This is a genomic window from Haliscomenobacter sp. (assembly GCF_965225875.1).
Classification (GTDB): domain Bacteria; phylum Bacteroidota; class Bacteroidia; order Chitinophagales; family Saprospiraceae; genus Haliscomenobacter.
In genome coordinates this window covers 2,404,950-2,428,817 of record NZ_CBDDBS010000002.1, presented here as the reverse complement: position 1 = coordinate 2,428,817, position 23,868 = coordinate 2,404,950, and the positions used below count along the sequence as shown (strand labels likewise).

Here is a 23,868-nt window from a genome sequence, read left to right as displayed (position 1 = left end):
TGTCGTTTAGTTGTTCATTTCATATTGAGGGATCACATGCAAGGTTTCCGCTTCTAGCGGATCGGCTATTGCGCGGGCAATCAGAAAATCGCGGGCTTCTGCTTCACTGTCGAACAACATCAACTGATTATCGCGGGAAATTGCTTTGTTGTTCGACTGGAGAGCTACGGCATAGCCTTCGCTTTGCGCATTGACCTTTTCCGCTACGGAATAGGGCTGTAACAATTCCTTCGAGGCTTTCGATAGTGGCGATACCGCAATGGAACTGCCCTTCAGCCAGTGGGTAAACAAACCGCTAATCCAGAGAGAGAGGAACAACCGCTTCTTCTTTTTCGGTATATCGATGATCTCCAATTCGTAGCGTACCGTACGGCGTACGCCCTTCGATACCTGATTTTGCAGGCCCTGAACCGACAAATCCAAGCCGCCTTTTTCTTTTTGGTAAGCTGGGCGCGACAGTTTTTCACTGTCTTTCATCGTTTGATATTGCGCTATGGCAAAATCTTCCTTGCTGTCGCCTTTTTTGCCGAAACCAGTATTGATGTCCGATGTTACTGTAAAAATTTTTCCATCCGTGACCGTTTCTGAGCCAACTTTGTCGACGTTAATCCCTAAAGGCGCTTTGCGTTGGGAAATGCGCAGGAAGCCAGCAGGATGCAAAATGAGTTGGGGCGGATCGGTCTCTGGTAATTGGCGCAGGGCAACCAACAAGTTGCTCGACGGCGGCAATTCTGCTTTCCAGTTTTCATTTTTGTTGAATTCTGCCTCTAATACAGGTAACAGTTCGATCGGATCGATGGTCGTGTCGGCGCTGTCGCCCCAGGTTTCGTCGAAATCAACTGAAACGTCGAAGAACAGCAACGAAATGGAAGCCGAACCACGCGCACGCCATGGCGCCGGGCCTTCGAGGGCAAATGCCAGACGTACGGAGAACAAGCCTATCCCAAATACACTGAACGATACACCGCCAGATATTTCTACGATAAAATAAAATGGAGAGAACTGGAACAAGGCATCCATTTGCAGGAAACCCGAAACATTGGCTACGTCGAAGCCAAAGAAGAGATCGATTTTAGCACCAAACTGAACGGTATTGGACGTAACTGCCTGATAGCCTTCCACCCGGATACGTGCCCACGAAAGATTGAGGATTGATACGGCAATGCGCATCGGGCTTGGGAAAGGCAAAGGCGGTGGCGTATAAGAGGGATGAAAACCGCCTATGCTTACTACAAAGTTGGCATCATTGCCAAAGGCCATCAACAAGCCCATTTCGCCTTCAATGGTCAGGAACAAAATGCGAGATCCGTACATCGAGGCAAAAAACCATACGCGACTTTTATCGAATTCGATAGCACCGATAAACTGCACCTGTAAAAGGATCAGGGCGGCCTCTTCGGTTGGTAAGGCCACCTTGAGGATACCGACAATGGCAATATTCCCCGGAATTTCGATGATGACGCCAAGTGAAAGACTGATCAGCGTAGGGGTACCCCATCCAATTTTGACCATTGGACCAATCAGGAACTTGTCGTTTTCGGGTGGGAAATAGTTTTTCAAGTCGCTAATGATGCGAGGCGCATTAGCTACAATGTTCTGCGGGAACATGATGCTGTCCAAACCACCCGTACGGATACCCTGGGCAATGGTCTCCAGCTTCATCGTGCGATTGAGGCCCAGTAATCCACCCACACCAAGCAGTGTAAAGCCAAATCCCAACTGGATGCCAGTACCAAACTCTGCCGTCAGGATAATAAGTAGAGAGAAACCATCCGAACCATCGGGCATCTTGGTCGAGATGATGCCGATGGCCTTGACCGTCACAATGCTGAGCAGGTTGATCTCCAAGGCTCCTGCATATTCCCCTTTGTCAAAGTCAAAATAAAGATAACCACCACCTTTCACTACACCAGCGTCGATGGACAGGCCCACGCCATTGGGCGGTTTAAAACCGAGATCAAACTGCACTGGGCCAAGGTTGCCTTTACCATCAGCAGGAAAGTCGAACGAGGCTAAAGCACCAAGACGATCGACTGAAGCCTGCAAAGGCCCAAGACTGAGTTTAATAGCGGATGAAAGTTCCAAACCAAGCGGCTTAGGGGAGCCGAAAGTGCCCACAAAATACAGGCGATCGATCTCGATAGGCCCAAGTGTAATGTGCGAAGGGAAAGCCAGTTCGATGCCGCCACTACCCTCTAGCCGGATTCCTGACGCGCGCAAGTCTCCAGTTAACGAGAACTCGGCAGAAATGGCTTCAAACGGTATGACGGTACTCAGGAAACCGTCGCTGCCACTAAAATCAATGGTTAATTTACCATGCTCTACCCGGAAGGTAACACTTGGTGTAGCCTGTGCATTGGCCCCATTCAGGCTGGCCTCTATGTTCAAGCCGAAGGCAATGGTTCCTGCTTCAAGGCGGGTGCCGCCCGGAAGTCCAATCAATAACAAGGGGCGGTCATTACGATGGGCAACTAAACTATTCGTTAGGTTTAAGGACAAGCCGCCTGATAGGGGTTGCATGGTGATTTTGGCGGGTGCTTCTATTAAACCTCTTACGCCAGGATTGAATGAGCCCGAAAATGTTGATACAAAAGACCACGGCTCGGGGAGCTGAAAAGTCTGATTGATGGGTTGTAAGCCTGGAAACCTCAGTTCAAATCCAAGTCCAGGTGGGTTCACGGAGGTATTTGCCTGTAAGCCCAATAAAAATGCCTCTAAGATCACAGGCTGTGGGCCCGCTTCGACCAATTGGGCGGGGAATCCCAATACTTCAAAGAACTGATGTATTTTGGTAAGCATTTTGCGCCCGTCAAAGCCAGGGGCGGCCCAATCATAAACGCCCAGGGCGTATTTTGGAGGGTCTTTAATAAGGTCGACTATTCTATCAAAATGGAGACTGCGCTTGATATACGGAGGGGTTATGTCATCTGATGCATTGGCATTTTCAATTGTACTTTCAGCAAAACCAAGCATATTGAGCAAACCCGCCAGTTGTGGCAATTTTTTTTCCAATAAACGTACGGCAAATGACTCCAAAAGGCGCGGTGCGAGCTCCGTGGCTAATCCCTGGATTTTTGCTTGTTGTGCAGGAGTTAATCCCGCCGACAAACTATTTAAGGCATTTGCAGTCTGCACCATAGAGGCAATCACCTCCGCAACTTTCTGGCCCAGCGCCACACTTTTGGCAATGATGTCCCCAATATTGTCAGCTGATATCGCCTGCGACAACTGTGTCACTGCACCCGGTAATGATTGGGTGGAAGACCGAAGCGATTGCATGGAGCTATTCAGGGCTCCATTGTTTTGAACCGAGGGTGGCAATGCAATGCCCAGGTTATGGATCAGTCCCGAGCCTACCTCTTCAGCCATTGGTTCCAAGGCATCGGCCAATTGGCCCAAAATCGTTTCAATGGTACCAGCATTATTAGGCATATGCACTGGGATTTTCTTCTTGCAAAAAATGAGTTGCTTCGTTCAGACTTTTGCCCGGTAGTTGCACCGCAATGGGTAACACCAAATCAAGTGACGCTTTTAATTCTTTACTGCCATAACGGTGAAGTATTTCCGCAAATCGCTCCACGCGGGCAACAACAGAGGTGCCTGCAAATTCTGAGGGGAATACGACATCGGGAATCATGACACATCGGATGGCCTGATGACCCAACCACGGACCATTGTTGCGGTGCCATACGGTAGCTACTCGTTTGTTGGTGTTAATCAAGGTGCGTACTTCTTCAAAATGTCGCTTTCCCAAGTCGTATAACATCTGTCCGGCTTCGGTTTCAGCAAACTTGCCCAATACTCCGGTAGGAGCCAATGCATCTTGGATATTCCCAGTCCGGGTTTCTGAGGGTTGAGCTACAACGACAGGTATGTTGGAGGGCGTTGCGCTTACCGGAGTTACCATTTCGACGGCAGCTTTAACATCTAATTTGCCAAATCCAAAGTTGTTGTTAGGGGCATTGGTTGTATGTGCATCCCGAACAGTGGACGCAGTCAAAATATTCCGAATAGTTGTAAATGACTGATTGGAATTTTTTTCAAACATGAGCGCTATGGCACCTGTTACATGTGGCGCAGCCATACTGGTGCCCTGATCGTCACGATAGTAGTCAACACAACAACAACACTTGCAACAATCGTCGCCATCTGATCGATATTTGGCAATTGCGGGAGCTGTTATATCAACACCAGGTGCCGTTAAGTGGGGTCTGATCGCAGCGAATGGATCGGCTGGGTCGAATGAAAAAAGTGCAGGGCCTTTATCCGAAAAAGAAGCGCGCTCACCGCTTGATTTACCATTTATGATGTGCGCTCCGACAGCAATGATATTTCGACCCGTTGATTGTCTGGAGAGTGTAGAATCGGTAGAAACATTGTTGGCAAAACCAGGTCCTTTTTTTTGCGTACTCCAGGCGTGAAAACTCACCGCGCTTGCCGTGGGATTGCGAAGCCGCAAAATCCAATTACCAGGCGCATTGTTCCCGTTTACAGGCGGCGTGCCGCTTGAGGGAGGAGTAAATGAGATTCTAATCGTACTGTTTGATACACCTACCGTAACGGATCCTCCAGCAGTTGGGTTTACAGTAACCGGAGTCCCGATGGAAGCAAATCCCGAGATTGGAGTATTAGGCGCTTGAAGTGCCGCTTGAAGCGGCCCGCCAGCATAGCGTACATCTATTTCCACCGGAGAATTATTTCCAGCGGGGATACTAAAACCCAGGTCAAAAGTGCCGTTATTGGGAGGAACCGAGGCTGCTGCATGTCGCTTGTCATCATTCTCATTACCTGTAATAAAAACAATGGCAACTTTTTGTCCAAAGGCGTTAAGAATGGCATCAATGGCAACTTCTCCACCGCCCGTACCATCACGTGGGCCAATATTACTGTAAATACTTAGGTTGATGGCCACAGGTTTGGAGCCAGCCCGGTCAATAATATATCGAATTGCGTCAATTGTTTCTGATCCTGTGGTCGCTGGATCGCCTTGTGTTAACCCTCTCAGGCGAACGATAATTAGGTCTGCCTCCGGGGCAACGCCTATATAGTGATATTCGCCATGGCAATTCCCATTTTGTTTGCCATTGCCAGCAGCCGTACCAGCTACATGTGTACCATGTCCATCTGTATCGCGGTGGCGAACGATACTAAAAGGATTGTCGCTATTGGCTAAAGCGCGGGCGATTGTAGGGATGGTGTTATTGCTATCCTGGTCCTTGTATTCAACCCCATAAGGTGAAACGATGGCCTGTCCAAGGGTCGCATGGTTGAGCGTTGCCGGGCTGGTTTCGGGACTGCCATTTGCAGGATTTATGGTCTGATCCCATATGCGCAAGATGCGAGTGGATCCATCTGCTTTACGAAAAGACCGATGGGTATAATCACACCCCGTATCAATAATGCCAACTACTACTCCATTTCCAGAAAAACCAGTAAAATCGTCCCCACTTCGCGTCCATACTTGATTTGCACGGATATGGGGTATGCTATCATCTAGGCCAATTTCGGGCGAATCCGGGCGCTCAATTTTCAATACATTTGGATGAGCTGCCAGTGCTCTCAATTTATTTAAGGCTATTGTGCCAACAGCGATATTGCCTGCTTGCGTAAGCAAATTGAAACCTAGCGCTAATAAAGGATTCAAGTCATTTTCAAAGGTGATAAAAACCGAAGTAGAGGGCGATTCAGCACGATCCTCCGCAACATCAGAGAGAGAACGCTCACCAATAGCTGATAAGTTAGTTTCGTATTCATACAAAAGAAGTAGTACTTCTGCAGATAGATTACTCATTCTTATGGATTTTAGTTGACTTTAGCCCTCTTGAAGCCAAGTCCAGTGTTTAAGGCGTGTTCGAAAAGATTTCTTTGGAGGTAAGAATCGGCCTTGTTTGGCAAAACTAAAGCGTGATGGAATGAGAGCTATTAGCGTACGAGAGATTTCAAAGGGTAATTTATTGAAAAATAAACAACTGCGCAAGAGGGGGAAACAAGATAAATCTACGGGGCGCAAAAAACACCGTTCCTAATTGGGCTTGAAAGTGTTTCGAATTCAACAAAAGTCTATTGATTGTTTCTCCCACTCCCTTTCTGTAACCAAAATCACTGTTCCTCAACTTTCTTTCCCCGACATTTGTAGAAATCAAACTCAATCTGCCTTCAACAAACGACCATGAAAGAAAGAATTTTAACCGGATGGACCCTCACCCGAGTATTGTACCTGGCAATGGGCACTTACATTGTTTTCCAGTCTGTATTGGAGCAGCAGTGGATTGGCATTTTGTTGGGTGGGTATTTTGCCTCAATGGGCTTGTTTGCCTTTGGATGTGCTGCAGGCAATTGTGGGGTGGGCCGCTATTCTCAAGGGCATAAAAATCACGATTCCGCTAATTTTGAGGAAGTAGTGTTTGAAGAGGTGAAGGGGAAGTAGAGTCCCTTGCTCCCGTCGCTTTAAAAAATAAGCAGCGAAGCTGCGTCTCCCCGCGTCCGAAACCGCACAAAAACTGTCCAATCCCGAACAACCCCTCTTTTTTATTTCTTCCGCAATCCACTCAATAACAATCATATACGCTCTTGGCACGCCATTTGATCAGCAAAAGTAGATATAATACTTTTGCATGAAAAGAACCTACCTGGGCGAATTTGAAGAATTGGTACTCCTGACCGTCGCTGTACTGGAAGCTGAAGCCTACGGCGTGGTGCTGCTCCACGAGCTCATTGCCCAAACCGGGCGCGCGCTCCGGCTCAATCAGGTGCACTCTGCCCTGCAACGCCTGGAAGACAAGGGCATGCTCAGTTCCGAAATGGGTGAGCCCACCGCCGAGCGTGGCGGTCGCCGCAAGCGCTTCTTCAAAGTCACCGCCTATGGCATCCGTACCTTGGAGGAAATCCAGGAGATTCGCAGCAGTTTGTGGAACCGTTTTACCAACCCTAAAACCGATCCAAGCCTATGAGCCGCCTCGAACAACCTACGCCGCAGCCACCCCGTTGGGCCGATCGCCTGTTGGAGTGGTTTTGTGCTCCCCACCTGTTGGAAAACGTGCAAGGTGATTTGCACGAAGAGTTTTTTTATCAGGTGGAACAGATTGGGGTGCAAAAAGCAAAATTTCAATACATCCTCGAAGTGTTGGGCTTCATCAAACCTTTTGCCATCAAACGTAAGCCCAGCCCATATCCATCATCCAACACCACATTTCATCCGACCATGATCCGCAATTATTTCAACATCGCCATCCGCAATTTGGCCAAAAACCGCCTCTACGCTGGGCTCAATATTTTTGGGCTTACCATCGGCACGCTCTGTTGTTTGTACATCCTTTTGTATGTGCAGGACGAGCGCAGTTACGACAAACACCATACCGCTGCTGAGCGCCTGTACCGGGTGACCACTGAGCTAAACTTTCCCGATACCAAAGACCCTCGTCGGATGTCAACCTGCTCACCTCCGATTATTCCGGCCATGCAAGCAGAGTTTCCTGAGGTGGAAAGTTCTACCCGGGTACTTGATCCCGCGCCGTTTGGGGTAGAGCGCTACCTGTTTAAAGTGGGCGATAAGGTTTTTTACCAAAATACCGGCTATGTAGTGGACAGTACTTTTTTTGAAACCTTCGACTACCATTTTTTAGCTGGCAATCCGAAAAAAGCCCTGAATGCACCACAGTCGATGGTCATTTCGGAAGCCCTGGCCATTAAACTCTTCAATACCACCGATGCCTTGAACAAGACCTTAAAAGTCACAGGACAAGTGGAGGAGGAAACCTATAAAGTCACCGGAGTATTCAACAATTCTTTGGGTAAAAGCCACCTGATGCCCGACTTTTTTACCCCGATGAACTCGCGGGGTATGGGCGAATACGTGCGCAGCGACAACAGCTGGGCAGGCAACAACTTCTTGTACGGCTACCTAAAATTTAAACCTGGTACCGACGTCCAGGCTTTTGAAGCCAAACTGGCGGCTTTTATCGAGCGCAATGGAGGTGATCAACTGCGGCAAATGAAGATGCAGAAAAAACTCTTCCTGCAACCCGTCCGAGCCATTCACACCAGTGCCGAGGGCCTGGAAGTATCTAAAGGCACCAGCGAGCGCTTCCTGAACATGTTGCTTTTAATTGCCGGGTTCATACAGCTGGTGGCCTGCATCAACTTCATGAACCTGAGCACCGCCCGCAGTACCCGCAGGGCCAAGGAAGTAGGGGTTCGCAAAGCGGTTGGCGCCGGGCGCTCCTCACTCATGGGTCAGTTTTTGAGCGAAAGTATGTTGATGACCCTGATTGCAGTAGGCCTAGCCGTACCGCTGGTTTGGCTCTTGTTGCCTTTGCTCAACCAAATTACGGGAGCATCCTTGAGTTTGCAATTGACGCAGGATTGGTCTACCTGGGGCATTATTGTGGGGCTGGTATTGCTCACCGGGGTGATTGCGGGCAGTTATCCGGCTTTTTACCTTTCTTCTTTCAATCCCCTGAGCATTTTTAGAGGCATGCGGGATACCAAAACATCCAGAGGTGCCATCAATTTCCGCAAGGTGCTGGTGGTAAGCCAATTCGTTATTTCTTCGGTATTGATCATTGGCGCAGTCGTCATCCAGCGGCAGTTGAATTATTTGCTGAAAGAGGACATGGGTTTTGAAAAAAATCAAAAAATTGTCTTTCCGGTACGAGCCAACGAAAGTCGCCCTCAGTTGGGTGCCTTCCGCAATCGACTGGCCGCGCTGCCCGAAGTAGCAGGGGTAACTGGCATGTCGGCTTATCCAGGGCAGTTTGTGCCCAACGACATTTCGATGTACAAAGATGGGGAAGACATGAACAGCACTACGGTCATTCGTTTTGCTTTTACCGATGAAAAATTCCTGAACACTTTGAAAGTCAAACTTTTGGCTGGCCGAAATTTTACTGCAAGAGATACTTCTAGCGACGAATTTAAAGCCAAAGTCATCGTGAATGAAACGGTGCTCAAGGCAATGAATATTCCGCTGGAAAAAGCACCGGGTATGGTTCTACGCAGTGACCGGGGCGAAGGGGTGCAAATTCAATTGACCATTATCGGCGTAATGCAAGACATCAATTTTGAGCGCATGTCTGAAAAGGTTGTTCCTTACATGGTGCGGGTATCTCCGCCCGAATTTTTGCCTCAAGTGATTACCGATGTAACGACTACAGATTACCCCGTTTTTGTACAAAAAGCCCAGCAAATCTGGGGCGAATTATTCCCTGGAATCCCCTTTGAATATACGTTCCTGGATCAGGAAGTGGCTAAGCTCTATCAGGCGGAACGAACCTTTTCGGACATCATCGGCACCTTTACCCTGGTGGCCATCTTTATTTCCTGTTTAGGTTTATTCGGTTTGTCGGTTTTTGCTGCGGAGCAACGCATGAAAGAGATTGGGATCCGCAAGGTATTGGGGGCAAGTGTAGGCAGCTTGACAGGTTTGCTGGCTAAAGATTTTATCATCCTGGTGGTGCTCTCCATTTGTATTGCCTCCCCCATCGCCTGGTATTTGATGAACCAATGGCTCAAGGATTTTGCCTATCGGATTGAAATCCAGTGGTGGGTTTTTGTCTTGGCGGGGCTGATTGCGGTGGCGGTCGCGTTTTTGACGGTGAGTGTGCAGAGTGTGCGCTCGGCATTGGCGAACCCCGTGAAGTCGCTGCGGAGTGAGTAGGAATGAATTAGGCTACGAACAGAAGGCATCGAAAATTTCAGCATTCAATCACTTAACAACCGAGCATTTTTGATGAATCTACTGAGGTGAATCTAGGGTTTCTAAAGTTTCTTAGGTGGTAAAAAAGAAAAAAACCTGCGAAGCAGGGTATTGATTAACCACCTAAGAAACCTAAGGCACTCAAGAAATCACTTAAGCAGCGATGCAGTAGAGGAACTTGCAAGCGCCGCAAGGTGTTTTGGTCAAAAATCACCAAAATTCGGGGTGCCGAACTGTTGTAGCCAAAAAATTCTGCTGTACACTTGCGTACAAATTTTGTCTCAAAACCGTACACTTTTGGATTTTGTCTCGAAATAAATTTTTGACAACCAACCACTTATTGCTTCGGCATGATTTGTGAGGTTAAAATCCAGTGCTAATTGTATACAAGCGAAGGATTTTCAACCATTTAAACCCGACTCATGCTGACCAACCTCTTCAAACTCGCCTGGCGTAATTTGTTGAAAAACAAAAGTATTTCTGCCATCAATTTACTTGGCTTAAGTGCTGGATTGACCGCGGCGCTATTGATTTTCCAATACGTATTGTATGAACGCAGTTACGACTCTTTTACCGACCATGCGGATCGGGTCTGGAGGTTACAAATTGACAAAACCACCAAGGGTGAATTAGAGTGGCAATCCGCTACCGTTTTCCCCGCCTTTGGGCCCACCATGAAAAAAGATTTTCCCGAGGTAGAAGATTTTTGCCGCTTGATTGATGCCGAGACCTTACTGGCCAATGAAACCCGGAATATTCGTTTCGCAGAAAAAAAAGGCTATTACGCTGATCCAGCCACTCTGGATATTTTAGGGGTAAACTTGCAACAAGGTAACCCGGAAACGGCGCTAAGTGGACCAGATAAAATTGTATTATCCGAAAAAACGGCTAAAAAGTACTTTGGCGTAGAAAACCCGCTGGGCAAAACCTTGACCGTTCCCGATGCCAATTTCCCCAGAAAATATGAAGTGACCGGGGTATTTGAAGATTATCCGGTTAACTCTCATCTGATCCTGGATTACCTGGTATCCTATAGCACCCTGGGCAATATTTTGCGCATGTCGGGCGACACCACCAACGCGACCGAAACAGCCTGGGGCTGGTACGACTTCTACATTTATTACAAATTGCGCCCCGATGCGGACGCCAAGGCACTGGAAGCAAAATTGCCTGCCTTTTGTGACCGCTACATGAACAATGAGGAACGGCTCAAACAAGCCAATATCCGCTTTGACGCCTTTTTGACGCCCTTGCGGAGCATTCACCTCGAGTCGCATGTCAATCAGGAAGCCGAAGTCAATGCCGATGGGCAGGGAGTCAACTTTTTGTACCTCATCGCCTTTTTTGTGTTGGCCATCGCCTGGGTCAATTTTATCAACCTTTCTACGGCGCGTTCCATGGAGCGAGCGCGGGAGGTCGGTGTACACAAGGTGCTGGGCGCTTTCAAACGACAGTTGATAACTCAGTTCATGGCCGAAAGTTTTGTGCTCAACCTGGTTGCTGTGCTAATCGCCATAGGTGTGACCTGGGTAATGATGCCCACTTTTGGGCGTTTGGTGGAACGCGATTTCAGCGGGATGGGGCTATTCGGTCCTCTCAGTGCTCAGTTGTGGACTACCTTTGGGCTGACCTGCCTGGTGGGTATTGTGCTTTCGGGTTTGTATCCTGCCTTTGTCATGTCGAGTTACCAGCCCATTGCCGTACTGAAAGGTGCTCTGAAAGGAAGCCCCCGTGGCAATTGGTTGCGCAAGGGGTTGATTGTATTTCAATTCGCCGCCTCCATTGCCTTGATGGTGGGTACAGTGGTGGTCCTGCGCCAACTCAACTACATGCGCAATCAACCCCTTGGCTTTGAGGTCAAACAAACCATGGTATTGGAAGGGGTACAAAGTTTGCAAGACAGTGCCTACACTAGTGCTTTCTCTGCCTTCAAACAAGACCTGCTACAAATTCCCGGCATCCAGGGTGTGACCGCTAGCAGCACCGTGCCGGGCAATGAAATCTATTGGACCAGTTCTTTTTTCCGGGCTGGCCAGGACGCGACCACCGCATCGCGGATTACCATGTACCGTATGGCCTGTGATTACGATTTTTTAAAAACCTACAATATTGAAGTACTGGAAGGGCGGCCTTTTGACCCAAAATTTGGTGAAAACAATCGCACGGTGCTCCTCAACGAATCTGCCGCCAAAGACCTTGGCTTTGCCTCTTCTGCTGAAGCTGTAAATGGCTATATCATGGCTGGCACCGATTCCATTAAAGTAATTGGAGTAGTGAGTGATTTTCACCAGGAAGGTTTACAAAAAGTAGTGATGCCCATGATGATCAGTTACCGGGAGGGCATGCGCAATTTTTATTCGGCTAAAATAGAAAGCCGGGATTATGCCTCCACCATTGCCTCGGTGCAGGGACTCTGGGCCAAACATTTTCCGGCTGATCCCTTTGATTATTTTTTCCTGGACGATCATTTTCAAAAACAATACCGTTCGGATATCCTGTTTGGGCAGGTATTTGGCTTCTTTACCTTGTTGGCCATTTTAGTGGCTTGTCTGGGGCTGTTTGGCCTGGCTTCCTATCAGGCGCTGCAACGCCGCAAAGAAATTGGCATTCGCAAAGTACTGGGGGCAACGGCAACACAAGTAACCAGCATGTTGGCCAAAGAATTTGTGCGCCTGGTTTTGGTTTCCATTGTGATTGCGGCTCCCCTTTCCTTTTTCATCATGCAAAAATGGCTGCAAAACTTTGCCTACCGTACCAATATCCCTTGGTGGGCTTTTGTTGTGGCAGCAGTCCTGGCGGTGGTGATTGCGGTGGTGACGGTGAGTTTGCAGAGTGTAAGAGCGGCTTTGGCCAATCCTGTGAATGCCTTGCGCAGCGAATAATACAATCTGAATTTTGAATAGTTTATTGGGTTAAGGCGGTTAAAAGCTGGTGTAGCTTTTGACCGCTTTGCTTTTTTAAGCAGCGTTAAAAAAATGTGCAGATATAAAAAAAAACGTATATTGCTGACTCAGAGCACTTTTTCGTCCTCCCTTCTCTGATTCTGTAAATTACTTAAAACAAAAACAAGACGGCCCGTATCAGGATTCAAAGTTCCATCAGTGAGCTATTGGTTAGTTATATCTATTTCAAAAACCATACGTCATGAAAAAAATCCTTTTTATCCTGCTCGCCGGTATGTTGGCACCCTACATCCGGGGGCAAGGCCTGGAGCGATCAGTGCTGGGGGCAGCGGGTAAAACCGATGCCAACAAGACCTTCCGGCTGGAATGGACATTGGGAGAAGTAGCAGTTAGCCGCTATGAGCACCCCGATGGCGAAATCAACGAAGGTTTCCATCAGCCTTACCTAAGTGTTGAGCCCGATCAGACACTGACCACATCTGACCAACGCTTTCAGATTTATCCCAATCCGGTAAGTGCCGATTTGTTCGTCAAGGCCAAGCTGCGGGCTAATGAACAAGTTCGTTTGCGCTTGATCGACCCCGCAGGCCGGCTGCTTTTGCCCGATCGGCTTACGGGAGGATTGGTCGATGAGCAATTGGATTTACAGCGCTTCCCTGCCGGGCATTATTACCTGCTGGTACTGAATGCCAAAGGAAAGGTGTTGCAGTCTGCTAAAATTCTCAAGCAATAAATGATCTTTTTTAAACACCCAAAACTTCATCATTATGCAAAAGTTTTTCGCCCTATATGCCCTTCTACTTTGTTGGGCAGGTTTTGTTCAAGCTCAGCAACTCAGCTCCTTGCCAGGCATGAACTACCAGGCAGTTGCCCGCGACGCTGCGGGTAAATTGCTCTCCAAAAAGACCGTTTTTTTGCGGGTCAACTTATTGTCTGATGGCCCCTCAGGAAATGCCGTTTATTCGGAAGTGCATCAGGTCACCACCAATGAAAACGGGCTCTTTAACCTAGTCATCGGAAAAGGAGAAAGTAAAGGAAGCACCTTCCAAACCATCCCCTGGGCTGAAAAAAACATTTGGCTGGAATTGGCCCTGTCCGAGAGCAAAAAAGAAGCGTTTAGCGTGATTGGAGCAAGCCAGTTGTTGGCAGTGCCCTATGCTTACCACGCTGGATCAGCAGAAACCCTGCATTTTCACGAAAACAATGAAAAAAGCTCCTGCAGTCGGGTGGCCGCCGGAATGCCCTTTTGGACCGTCAATGGCAACGACAAAGTATCCGACGAATGCCATTTTATTGGCACAACAGTAGATGAAGACCTGGTTTTTAAAACCAACAATGTGGAAAGACTGCGCATTTTGGCGGATGGGACGATAAACATGCCGGGCAACCTTTTTATCCACGGTAACCTAACTGTAGATGGCGATGGCAGTTTTTTTAATGTAAAAGTTAAAAACGACCTCAGCGTCGGTAACAACGGCTCCATTGCTAAAGACCTGAGCGTCGGCAACCAAACTACCACCAAAACCTTACAAGTCAATGAATCGGCCAACGTGAATGGTCCGTTGACTGCCAATGGCCGTTTGATTGTAAATGGAGGTGCCGATGGCAGTCAAAGCAAACAGGCAAGTTACCCCTTATTGGTCAAGGGCAGCACCCAGGGGATTGCCATCGAAGTTACCCCAACTACCAACAGCAACCTGGAATCTGGCCGTGGCAACAATTACATGTCCTTTTGGAAAAATGGAGAAATGACTGGCCGCATTGAGGGCATGAATACGGGCGATCTCGACCCTTCAGGTTTGGTTGGTCTGATCACTAAAATGGTGACCAGCCCACCTCCGGGTATCAGTTACAATTTTGGCGAATTGGTCATCAATCTGTTGCCAAAAGTGGATGTCAATGTAGATGCAAGTTTGGATCCCTTTGGGGTAGATGTGGATGTAGATGTTACTTTGCCCAACCTCAATCTGGACAATCCCTTCACCCGCCTACCTGGGAATTTCTTGGACTACATCGAAAACCCTACGGGTGGGCCGGCCAGTTTCATTTATAAAAACATCTTTGAACCCATCGCCTGCGACCCCAAAACTGGACTTTTCACCCAAGGAGTAGGCCCGGAAGCGGCCAACAACTTTAAGGCTCAGGTTTTTTCCAATTACACCCTGGATATCCTCACCAATTCAATCACGGTTTTTGGCTCCATCGTACAAACGGTGACCAGTGTAGCCAGTGTGCTCGACCCAGAAGACATCTTTAGTGATGCTTTCGATTTGGTGATCGACATTACCAATCTAACCCTGGTGGCTACTTACGCCGATTTGAGTTTGGGCGTAGCTTTTGAGTCGGGCTCGGGTGACTATGCCGAGTGGCTACCTCGCGTGGACCCTGCCGAAGCAATGAGTATTGGCGATGTAGTGGGGGTGAATGGGGGCAAAGTGTCCAAAAAATTCAGCCAGGCGGAACGCTTTATGGTCGTATCGGCCTCGCCGATTGTGTTGGGGAATATGCCCAACACGAAGGAAGGAGAAAAGAACTCCGAAAAAATTGCCTTCATGGGGCAGGTGCCTGTAAAAGTACGGGGCGTCGTACACATTGGGGATTACCTGCTGCCTTCGGGGGAAGGTGATGGTTTGGCCATTGCCGTAGCACCCGATAAGATGAAAGCCCGTGATTTTAAACGCATCATTGGGGTAGCCTGGGAAGCCGCTGATGGCAGCGAGTTTTTCAAATTGATCAATACCGCAGTGGGTTTGAACCAAAATGACACCGGAAAACTCATCGAAGAAATGCAAATGGTGATCAATCAAATGCAAAAGGCAATTCAGGAATTGAAGCCCGATTATCAGCCGCATTTGTTCGAAGTGGGGGAAACAACTTTGGCAAATCGTCCCGCCGCACCTGACTTCACGGTTTCTAATACCCACCCTTCGCAAATGGATAATTATTTTCAGGGTAAAAAATACGCGAATCGCCAGGAGATGTTGCAAGATGTGAAAAAAGCCCTGGTTGAACGGGCGAACATCAATCTGGATAAATACCCTTTGATTGGGTATATGTTTGATCACCCGGAGCAGGCCCAGGATATGGCGAAGTATTACGGCCAGGTGAAGGAGACGGTGAATGAAATGGTGAAAAAACCTTAATGAATACTGGGTAAGTTCCTGAAGTGCTTCTTCGGTGCCTTAAGTTTCTTAGGTGGTGAAAATTGTGTTTTTTACCACCTAAGAAACTTAAGGCACTAAAGAAGCACCCTAGGAATGGAGCGCTTAAGGCTTTGGACTCACCTTACCTGCATCAACATTGGCATTCTTCACGTACTTCTCCAGCCAGCCAAACTGCTCCTGCAACATGTGCAAAATGTTTTCCCGGCCAGCATAACCGTGGCTCTCATGGGGCAGGCTCACAAATTTCACAGTACCCCCATGTCCTTTGATCGCGTTGAACATCCGCTCACTTTGGATCGGGAAAGTACCCGTATTGTTGTCCGCTTCGCCGTGGATCAGCAGGATCGGCGTTTTGATTTTATCCGCAAAGCTAAAGGGGCTCATCGCGTGGTACAAATCGGGATTTTGCCAATAAGTCCGGTCTTCGTTTTGGAAACCAAAGGGAGTCAAAGTCCGGTTGTAGGCACCACTGCGTGCAATACCGCCTTTGAATAGTGTGGTATGCGCCAGCAGGTTCGCCGTCATAAAGGCACCGTAGCTGTGGCCACCCACCGCCATACGGTTGCGGTCACCCACACCCATTTCGGCCAGTTTGTTAACGGCTGCTTCGGCGTTCATTTTCACCTGATCGACAAAATTGTCGTTGGGTTGTTTGCTCGGGTCGGTGGACACGATGGGCATTTCCGCGTTGTTGAGTACCGCGTAGCCCTGAGTCACGTAGAAGATCGGCGAGCCCCAGTTCAACAAGGTGAAGCGGTGCTCGCTACCCCGAATTTGGGCTGCATCGGCCGCAGAGTTGAACTCGCGGGGATAAGCCCAGATGAGTGTAGGCAATGGCCCGTCGCGTTTGGCGTCGTAACCCTTGGGCAAGTACAAATCCCCGGTAAGGTCAACTCCATCGGCGCGTTTGTAAGTGATTTTTTCTTTGGTTACTCCGTCCAATTGTGGATAAGGATTGGTGAAATTGGTGATTTTCCGGTCGGCAATGCGCAATTTCAAATCCTTGAGCCAATAGTTCGGCATCGTTTTTTCATCTTCCCGGCGCGTCAGCAGCGTCAACTTATCTGCATCCAGTACACTCACTACCGATTCAAAAGTACCCTCCGGGCAACGCCAGATGATATCGGTTTTTTTGGTATTCAAATCCAGGGTAGCCAAAAACGGCAGGTCACCTTTTGGAGATGCTCCGGTGGTATTGTTCATCAGAATTTTGCTGCCATTTTCGATGGTTTTGATGACGCGGCGATTGAACTGGTTAACCTCAGTAACCGGAAAGCCGGGATTGCCGTAAGCATCGGTGGTATTGCGCTCCATCAGCATGGACAATTCACTAGTGCTAGGGTTGTAGCGGTTGGTGCGGGTCATTTGTTTGCTGCCCAGGCCCTCGGTGACCAGTGCCAGACTGGCATTGCCCCAGGAAGTATTGAAGTAGCGCAACTTGGTTTTGAACAGTTCTTTTTCATTGCCCGTAAAAGGGGCGCTGAGGGCATATACTGCATCGTGGTATTCCACATTTTTTTTGATCATGCCACTATCGAGGGGCATACACCAAACGACTGTAGCCGCTTCGTCATCGCGCCATTCGATACCTCGGGGCACATTTTGTACGTTGTCGCGGCCGCTTGGAGTCGTTTCACCGGATGGCAAATCAACTAGTTTTTTCACCACTTTTCCCGTAAGATCCGTGATGGTTACAGTAGAAGCGAAACGGTTCGCTGTGACCAAATAGGAGAAAGGTTTGTTCAAAGTCCGGGTCAGCAAGTACTTTTTATCGGGGGAAATGTCGATGCTGGCGTAAATGGCAGGTAGTCCGATTTTCGTTTCCACCCCATTCACGTTTTTCACCAGTTGAGACTTTGCGTAAAAGCCAAACAACTGCTCATCGTGAGGGCTTTTGATCAAGTCCTGGAAGGTGGGCTGAGGGGCCGCTTTGCCGTAATTCTCCTGCGTAGTTGGGCCTTTGGGCATGGCAGGTTTGGGCGGTGCAGTTGATGCAGGAGCCAGGGTACCTTTGTACAAGATGGTGTTGTCGTCGTACCATTGGTAACTGCTGCCTAACACGGCATTGACCCCCATTTTGTTGATTTTGGTGGCTTTTAGTGTTGCAATGTCGATGACGTACAAATCGACGTGATCGCCAAGGGTGTTGGTAAAGGCGATTTTTTTATCGGTTGGACTCCAGCTTACACTTCCTGCAAAAAGGGGAACTGGCAAACCCGTGATTTTGGATTCCTTGCCCGTAGCGATGTTTTTCAGGTACAGATTGTTGATGAAATTTTGGCGACTGGGCGAGTAGTTTTTGGGGTTGATCCGCAAACCCGCAATGCGCAGTTCAGGTTGAGCCAATTCTTCCACCGAAGGGTAGGTACTCACTTCGGTGAGCAACATCCATTGGCCTTTTTCATCTACACTCACATTGGGTGCAGGTTTGGCCAACAACATATCGGAAATGGTTTTGGGCGGTACTTTGTAAGCTACATCCTCCTGGGCGCACAGGGGCGCCGCAGCACATAGTAAAAATCCGGTGATGAGAGAAAATAGTTGTCGTGTTAGCATGACAAATTGGTTTTATTTACGATTAAATTAGCCACAATCTAGCATTTGAACAACTTAGAGAAGTGGGTATGTCGTCGATTGGGCGTTTTGGCGGGGGATATGTTGGGATGGTGAAGATGAATGCTTGTAGGTATTTTCCAAAATCGCACATACCTGTTCAAAATCGGACACGAGGAGATGATGTGCATTTTGATAAAAAACTGAAAAACAACACCTTATTTGTTTGGCATAAAAATTGGCCTATTCCTTAACAAATGCCTTCCCAATGCTTACAACTGCTCTAAAAATTGCCCTTCGCAATTTTCAAAAAAATCGCCTTTACACCCTCATCAACATTAGTGGTCTGGCCGTAGGTCTGGCAGCAACCTGGCTCATCGGCTTGTTTGTGTTGCATGAAAATAGTTATGACAACTTTGTACCCGATGTGAATCGGATTTATTCAGTGGGTTTGGACATCAAAGTTGGAGAAGAAGAGGCTCGGACCACCAATACACCACCACCCCTCGGGCCACGTTTGGCGCAAGATTTCCCGGAAGTGGAACTGGCTGCCCGCACTTTTTACCTGGCTGAAACTGTGGTACGCCGCGAAATCCCGGGGCAGGCGCCCCTGGTTTTCAACGAAAATACGGCGTATGCTGCGGACAGTTCTTTTTTGGAGTTGTTCAACTTTCCGATGCGCGAAGGCAATGTGGGTTCGGCCCTGGACCGCTCGGGCAGTTTGGTGCTGGGTGAACGGATGGCGGAAAAATATTTTGGCAAAAAATCGCCGCTGGGGCAAACCCTGATCCTGAACGATGCCCAATATACCGTGACTGGTGTGGCCCAAAACCTGCCTTTAAACTCAACCGTACAGTTCGATTTTCTGCTGCCCATGAGCAATTTTAGAGTGGTTGAAAACTTCTCCTGGAGTTGGTTGTGGTTGCAAATGGATACCTGGGTGAAACTGAGAGAGCCGCTAAATCCGGAAAGTTTGGCGGCGCTGGAGGCCAAATTTCCGGCGATGGTAAAAGCCCATGCGCCAGCAGCCTACAACCGGATTGGCATCGATTTTTTGGAAAAATTAAAAAAGGGCGATCGTTTCAATGTGGAATTGTTGCCCCTCAGCACCATCCACCTGGCCGAAGCGGGGCTGGTATCCCGATTGACTACCCTTGGCGACGGCAAAAAGGTGCGGATGTACGCCCTGATTGGCGGCTTGATATTGCTCTTGGCCTGCGTCAATTTTATGAATCTCGCCACTGCACGTTCGATGCAACGCGCCCGGGAAGTTGGCGTCCGCAAAGCCTTGGGTTCCCAACGAAGTACCCTGGTCGGCCAGTTTTTGGCAGAATCCTTGTTCTTTAGTTTTGCCGCCTGGCTGTTGGCTTTTGTGCTGGCGGGTGCCGCTTTGCCCTTGTTCAATCAGTTGACGGGTATGCAAATGGGAGTACCTGCTTTGTTGACTACCAAAGTATTGGCTATTGGATTGGCGCTGACTTTTGTAGCAGGTTTATTGGGAGGCTCCTATCCAGCCTTTTTCCTGTCTCGTTTCAAGGTTTCAGAAATATTTAGCAAGATCAGTAGCTCTACCCGTGGTGGACATGCGGGGATTCGCAATGGTTTGGTGGTATTCCAATTTGCGGCATCGGTGGCCTTGATGTTGAGTTCCTGGGTGGTATACCAGCAGTTGGAGTTTGCGCGGAACCAATCCCCGGGTTTGCAACGTGAAAATGTGCTGGTTTTGCCCATGTTGCGCTACTTGCAAGAACCAGGCAAAATGGAAGCCTTCCGTCAGCAACTGCTACAAATGCCCGAAGTGAAAGCCGCCTCCCATTCTTCCTTTGTGCCATCCTTGGGCAGTTTTGGCGACTACTATGAACCAGATCAAGGCAACCAAAGCCGTGCCGTACCTAAAAGTGTGTTGCTTAGCTCCTTCCTGACTGATGCCGATTTTGTGTCAACGCTGGGCATTCAAATCCTTAAGGGACGTAGTTTTTACCCAAATAATGCAAAAAGTGATTCCACCTCGGTGATCTTAAATGAGGCTGCAGTACGGGCGATTGGATGGGAAGACCCCATTGGCAAATGGATGAGCTATCCTGGCAATGATAATCAGCGTTTTCAGGTAGTGGGAATCATGAAGGATTTCCATCTGGGTTCGGTGCGGACGGCCATCGAACCAGCGGCTATTTTTCACGAGTCCTCCCAGACTTACCAAACCTGGGGCTCCTTTATGTCCATTCGACTACAGCCTGGTTCCGAAAAAGCGGTGATTGAAAAAACCCAGGCCTTGTGGAAAACGGCGGTACCCGAAGGGCCGTTTGATTATGATTTTCTCGACGCCTCATTTGGACAACTGTACCTCGTAGAACAACAAGCAGCCACCTTGCTCAGCGTGTTCACGGCCCTTGCATTGTTCATTGGTTGCCTGGGACTATTTGCCCTGGCTGCTTATACGGCGGAGCAGCGCACCAAAGAAATTGGCATTCGCAAGGTGCTGGGTGCTTCGGTTTTTGGCATCACTTCGCTGCTCGCCAAGGATTTTCTTAAACTCGTACTGTTGGCCATTCTGATTGCTTCACCCATTGCCTGGTACTTTATGAACCAGTGGCTGGCTGAATTTGCGTACCGCATTAACATGCAATGGTGGATGTTTGTGGTGGCGGGGCTAGCTGCCGTTGGGATTGCGTTTTTGACCATTGGTTTTCAAAGTGTAAAGGCGGCATTGGCGAATCCGGTGAAATCTTTGAAAAGTGAATAAGTTTTTATTCAAAATAACATAGTCATGTTTAGAAACTACCTTACAGTTGCCCTGCGCAACCTTAGCAAGAATAAAATCTACGCCACCATCAACATCGCTGGACTGGCGATGGGTATCACCGCGTTTTTGTTCATTCTGGAATACGTCAGTTTGGAAAAAAGTGTGAACCAATTTCACGCCAAATTGCCCAATCTGGCCCGGATGATGTGCCAAAATGCGCAAGGTGAAAACTGGCCACAGGTGGAACCTGGCTGGGCGGAAGTAGCCAAATCGCGGTTGCCAGAAATCAAATCTTATTGCCGTTTTTCAGATGGGATTACCCAAGGTGTAGTGCAAAACCAGCTCAAAAATCTCTCCTTCCGCGAAGAAAGCCTGAGCTATGTAGAAGGCAATTTTTTTGATTTCTTCAGCTTTCCGCTCGTAGCAGGTCAAGCCAAAGACTTGAATCAACCCGATGCAGCTTTTATTTCCGCCTCGATGGCCAAAAAATACTTCGGAGAAGAAAGCCCACTGGAACAGACCCTGAAACTGAACAACCAATTTGGCAACCATGTGTACGTGGTAAAAGGGGTATACGAAGACATGAAGGACAATTCGGATATCCGCTACGACATGGTATTTTCGCTGGAGACCCTGAAAAACAAGGAGAACCTCAACGGGAATTTTTGGGCAGACCTGAGCAATCTGGACAATCAGTACATCAACATGCTGTTTGAACTCAGCCCTAATACCAACCTGAAGGCTTTGGAAAAGAAGCTTACAGCACTACGCAGGGAAATCCAAAGTGAAAAAGACGCTACCGTGTTTAGGCTGCAGCCCCTGGCCGAAGTACACCTGGCCAAATCAGCTCAGGATAACCTGCAACACACTGGCAACTATCGCTACGTATTGATGCTGATGGGCATTGCTTTCCTGATTTTGCTGATCGCCTGGTTCAACTACATCAACCTGAATACCGCTAACTCCATCAAACGCGCCAATGAAGTAGGGGTGCGCAAGGCAATTGGTGCGAGCCAGCAGAATTTATTGGGCTTGTTTCTGGTGGAGTCTGTGTTGGTCAATCTTTCTGCCTTTGTGCTGGCCATTGTACTGGTGGTACTTTTGCAGCCATTGTTCAACCAGCTTTTTGAAAAGACCCTCAGCTTACAGACTTTGTTTCTCAATCCGGTTTGGGCTTTGGGTGTAGGTTTGCTGCTTTTGAGTTCAGTGGTATCTGGCGTTTACATTGCCCTGGTTTTGGCGCGATTCAAACCAGTGGATACCTTAAAAGGCAAATTGGCCAAAACCAGCTCCGGTGTTTTCCTGCGTAAATCTTTGGTAGTCATTCAGTTTAGCATCTCTGTTGCCCTGATCATCAGCACCATGTTGGTATTCAAACAACTGAAGTTCATGCAACAGGCCAATCTGGGTTTCGATAGCAAACAACTGGTGCTGATTCCTGCTCCTCAATTGAACCTGGATGAGACCTACAAACAGCGCAGCGCAGCCTATCAAGACGAAATAGCTCAACAAAGCTTTGTAGAAGGCTTTTGCACCTCGGGCAGTGGCCCCGGGCGAGGCTACAATTTTGCTACCGATGGCTTTAGTTCGCCCAAATCAAAAAAGGGCACCGAAACCCAATCTTTTGCCTTTGCCATTATTGGCGAGAACTATTTGCCTACCTTCAAAATCCCACTCAAAGCTGGCCGGAACTTTACCGCGATAGAAACTGATGTAGAATGGAACGATAACGACAAAGTGATCCTGAACGAAAAAGCGGCTAAAGCCCTGGGTTTTGAAGACGTAAAAGATGCTTTGACTACCAAAATCACCTGGGATGAGCGCAAACTGCAAGTGATCGGTGTAGTGAAGGATTACCACCACGAAGGTTTACAAAAAGCCATCGGCCCGATGATTTTTTATCCTGCCCAGGTCAACGACCTCACCATCAAACTGAGCACCGACAATCTCCCGGCAAAATTGGCCAAGCTGGAAAAAATTTACAAAAAATACTTCGTCGGCAACCCCTTCGAATACTTGTTCGTAGACGAATTGTTCAACAAGCAGTACAAAGTAGAGGCGCAGTTTGGTAAAATTTTTAGTGCAGCTTCTATCCTGGCGATCCTGATTGCCTGCATGGGTTTGTTTGGCCTGACGGTTTTCACGGTGGAATCACGCACCAAGGAAATTGGCATCCGCAAGGTATTGGGTGCCAGTGTGGGCAGCATCAGCAGTTTGTTGACGAAGGATTTTCTCAAGCTGGTCTTTGTCGCCATCGTCATTGCTTCGCCCATCGCTTATTATTTCATGAACCAATGGTTGGCCGATTTTGCTTATCGCACACCCGTGCAGTGGTGGGTTTTTGCCCTGGCTGGAGGGTTGGCGCTGTTGCTGGCTTTGGTGACGATTGGGTTCCAAAGTGTGAAGGCAGCGCTGGCAAATCCGGTGGAGAGTTTGCGGAGTGAGTGAGTTTGAAAAATTAACCAGAAAAGATTCGCTAAAGGGGATTGGGTTGTAGTGTTAACATGAGTCGTCCCGATTTTTCAAAATTATTCACAAACGACATAATTATCACAAAGGAAAAAAAGAGGCACAGAGGACACAAAGTTAGACGTAGATGACGCTTCGCTTTGTGTCCTCTGTGCCTCTTTTTTTCCTTTGTGATAAAAAAATGTCGCTTTGGTAGTCTTTATGAAAAAATTCGGGATGACGAACTGTTATCCCACCTCCGAACACCCCCTGTCCAATTTTGAACATTTTCACAACGCCTATTTTCTTCTAAATCGCTGGCCAACAAACAACTGCATAATTGGTACGAAACTTGTCGTACTT

11 protein-coding genes are annotated in these 23,868 nt (G+C 48.3%); 8 read left to right on the top strand and 3 right to left on the bottom strand.

The window, feature by feature from the left end; translation table 11 throughout:
* Positions 1-6: 6 nt before the first annotated feature.
* Both ACO08K_RS12375 and ACO08K_RS12370 read right to left on the bottom strand, forming a co-directional pair.
* Positions 7-3,432: a DUF6603 domain-containing protein gene (locus tag ACO08K_RS12375; RefSeq protein ID WP_421796711.1), complete on the bottom strand. Its 3,426-nt coding sequence runs from the start codon at positions 3,430-3,432 to the stop codon at positions 7-9.
* Positions 3,425-5,791: a S8 family serine peptidase gene (locus ACO08K_RS12370; RefSeq protein WP_421796710.1), complete on the bottom strand. Its 2,367-nt coding sequence runs from the start codon at positions 5,789-5,791 to the stop codon at positions 3,425-3,427. Before ACO08K_RS12370 ends, ACO08K_RS12375 begins: the two co-directional genes overlap by 8 nt.
* A gap of 378 nt (positions 5,792-6,169) precedes the next feature.
* Between ACO08K_RS12370 and ACO08K_RS12365 the strand changes: the two genes are divergently transcribed.
* From ACO08K_RS12365 to ACO08K_RS12340, 6 genes are all read left to right on the top strand, one after another.
* Positions 6,170-6,427 (top strand): hypothetical protein, encoded by a 258-nt coding sequence (locus ACO08K_RS12365; RefSeq protein ID WP_421796709.1) that lies wholly within the window; start codon positions 6,170-6,172, stop codon positions 6,425-6,427.
* 187 nt (positions 6,428-6,614) lie between these two features.
* A complete protein-coding gene (locus ACO08K_RS12360; RefSeq protein ID WP_421796708.1) occupies positions 6,615-6,950 on the top strand; it encodes a PadR family transcriptional regulator in 336 nt (111 codons plus the stop codon).
* Positions 6,947-9,655, top strand: coding sequence for an ABC transporter permease (locus ACO08K_RS12355; RefSeq protein ID WP_421796707.1), 2,709 nt, complete (start codon positions 6,947-6,949; stop codon positions 9,653-9,655). The genes ACO08K_RS12360 and ACO08K_RS12355 overlap by 4 nt, the downstream gene beginning before the upstream one ends.
* 461 nt (positions 9,656-10,116) lie before the next feature.
* On the top strand, positions 10,117-12,576 hold the full coding sequence (locus ACO08K_RS12350; RefSeq protein ID WP_421796706.1) for an ABC transporter permease: 2,460 nt from the start codon (positions 10,117-10,119) through the stop codon (positions 12,574-12,576).
* 262 nt (positions 12,577-12,838) lie between these two features.
* Complete coding sequence (locus tag ACO08K_RS12345) at positions 12,839-13,330, top strand: T9SS type A sorting domain-containing protein (protein WP_421796705.1); 492 nt, start codon at positions 12,839-12,841, stop codon at positions 13,328-13,330.
* Between the two features lie 34 nt (positions 13,331-13,364).
* Complete coding sequence (locus tag ACO08K_RS12340) at positions 13,365-15,740, top strand: hypothetical protein (RefSeq protein ID WP_421796704.1); 2,376 nt, start codon at positions 13,365-13,367, stop codon at positions 15,738-15,740.
* Positions 15,741-15,863: 123 nt separating this feature from the next.
* Here the strand turns inward: ACO08K_RS12340 and ACO08K_RS12335 are convergent, their stop codons facing one another.
* Entirely contained in the window at positions 15,864-18,317 is a 2,454-nt protein-coding gene (locus ACO08K_RS12335; RefSeq protein ID WP_421796703.1) for a S9 family peptidase, read from the bottom strand.
* Positions 18,318-18,582: 265 nt separating this feature from the next.
* Here ACO08K_RS12335 and ACO08K_RS12330 point away from each other — a divergent pair, with 265 nt between their 5' ends.
* Both ACO08K_RS12330 and ACO08K_RS12325 read left to right on the top strand, forming a co-directional pair.
* Positions 18,583-21,057 (top strand): ABC transporter permease, encoded by a 2,475-nt coding sequence (locus ACO08K_RS12330; RefSeq protein ID WP_421796702.1) that lies wholly within the window; start codon positions 18,583-18,585, stop codon positions 21,055-21,057.
* 24 nt (positions 21,058-21,081) lie between these two features.
* Positions 21,082-23,505 carry an ABC transporter permease gene (locus ACO08K_RS12325; protein WP_421796701.1) on the top strand — a complete coding sequence of 808 codons (2,424 nt, stop codon included), beginning with the start codon at positions 21,082-21,084 and terminating at the stop codon, positions 23,503-23,505.
* The last annotated feature ends 363 nt before the right edge of the window (positions 23,506-23,868 follow it).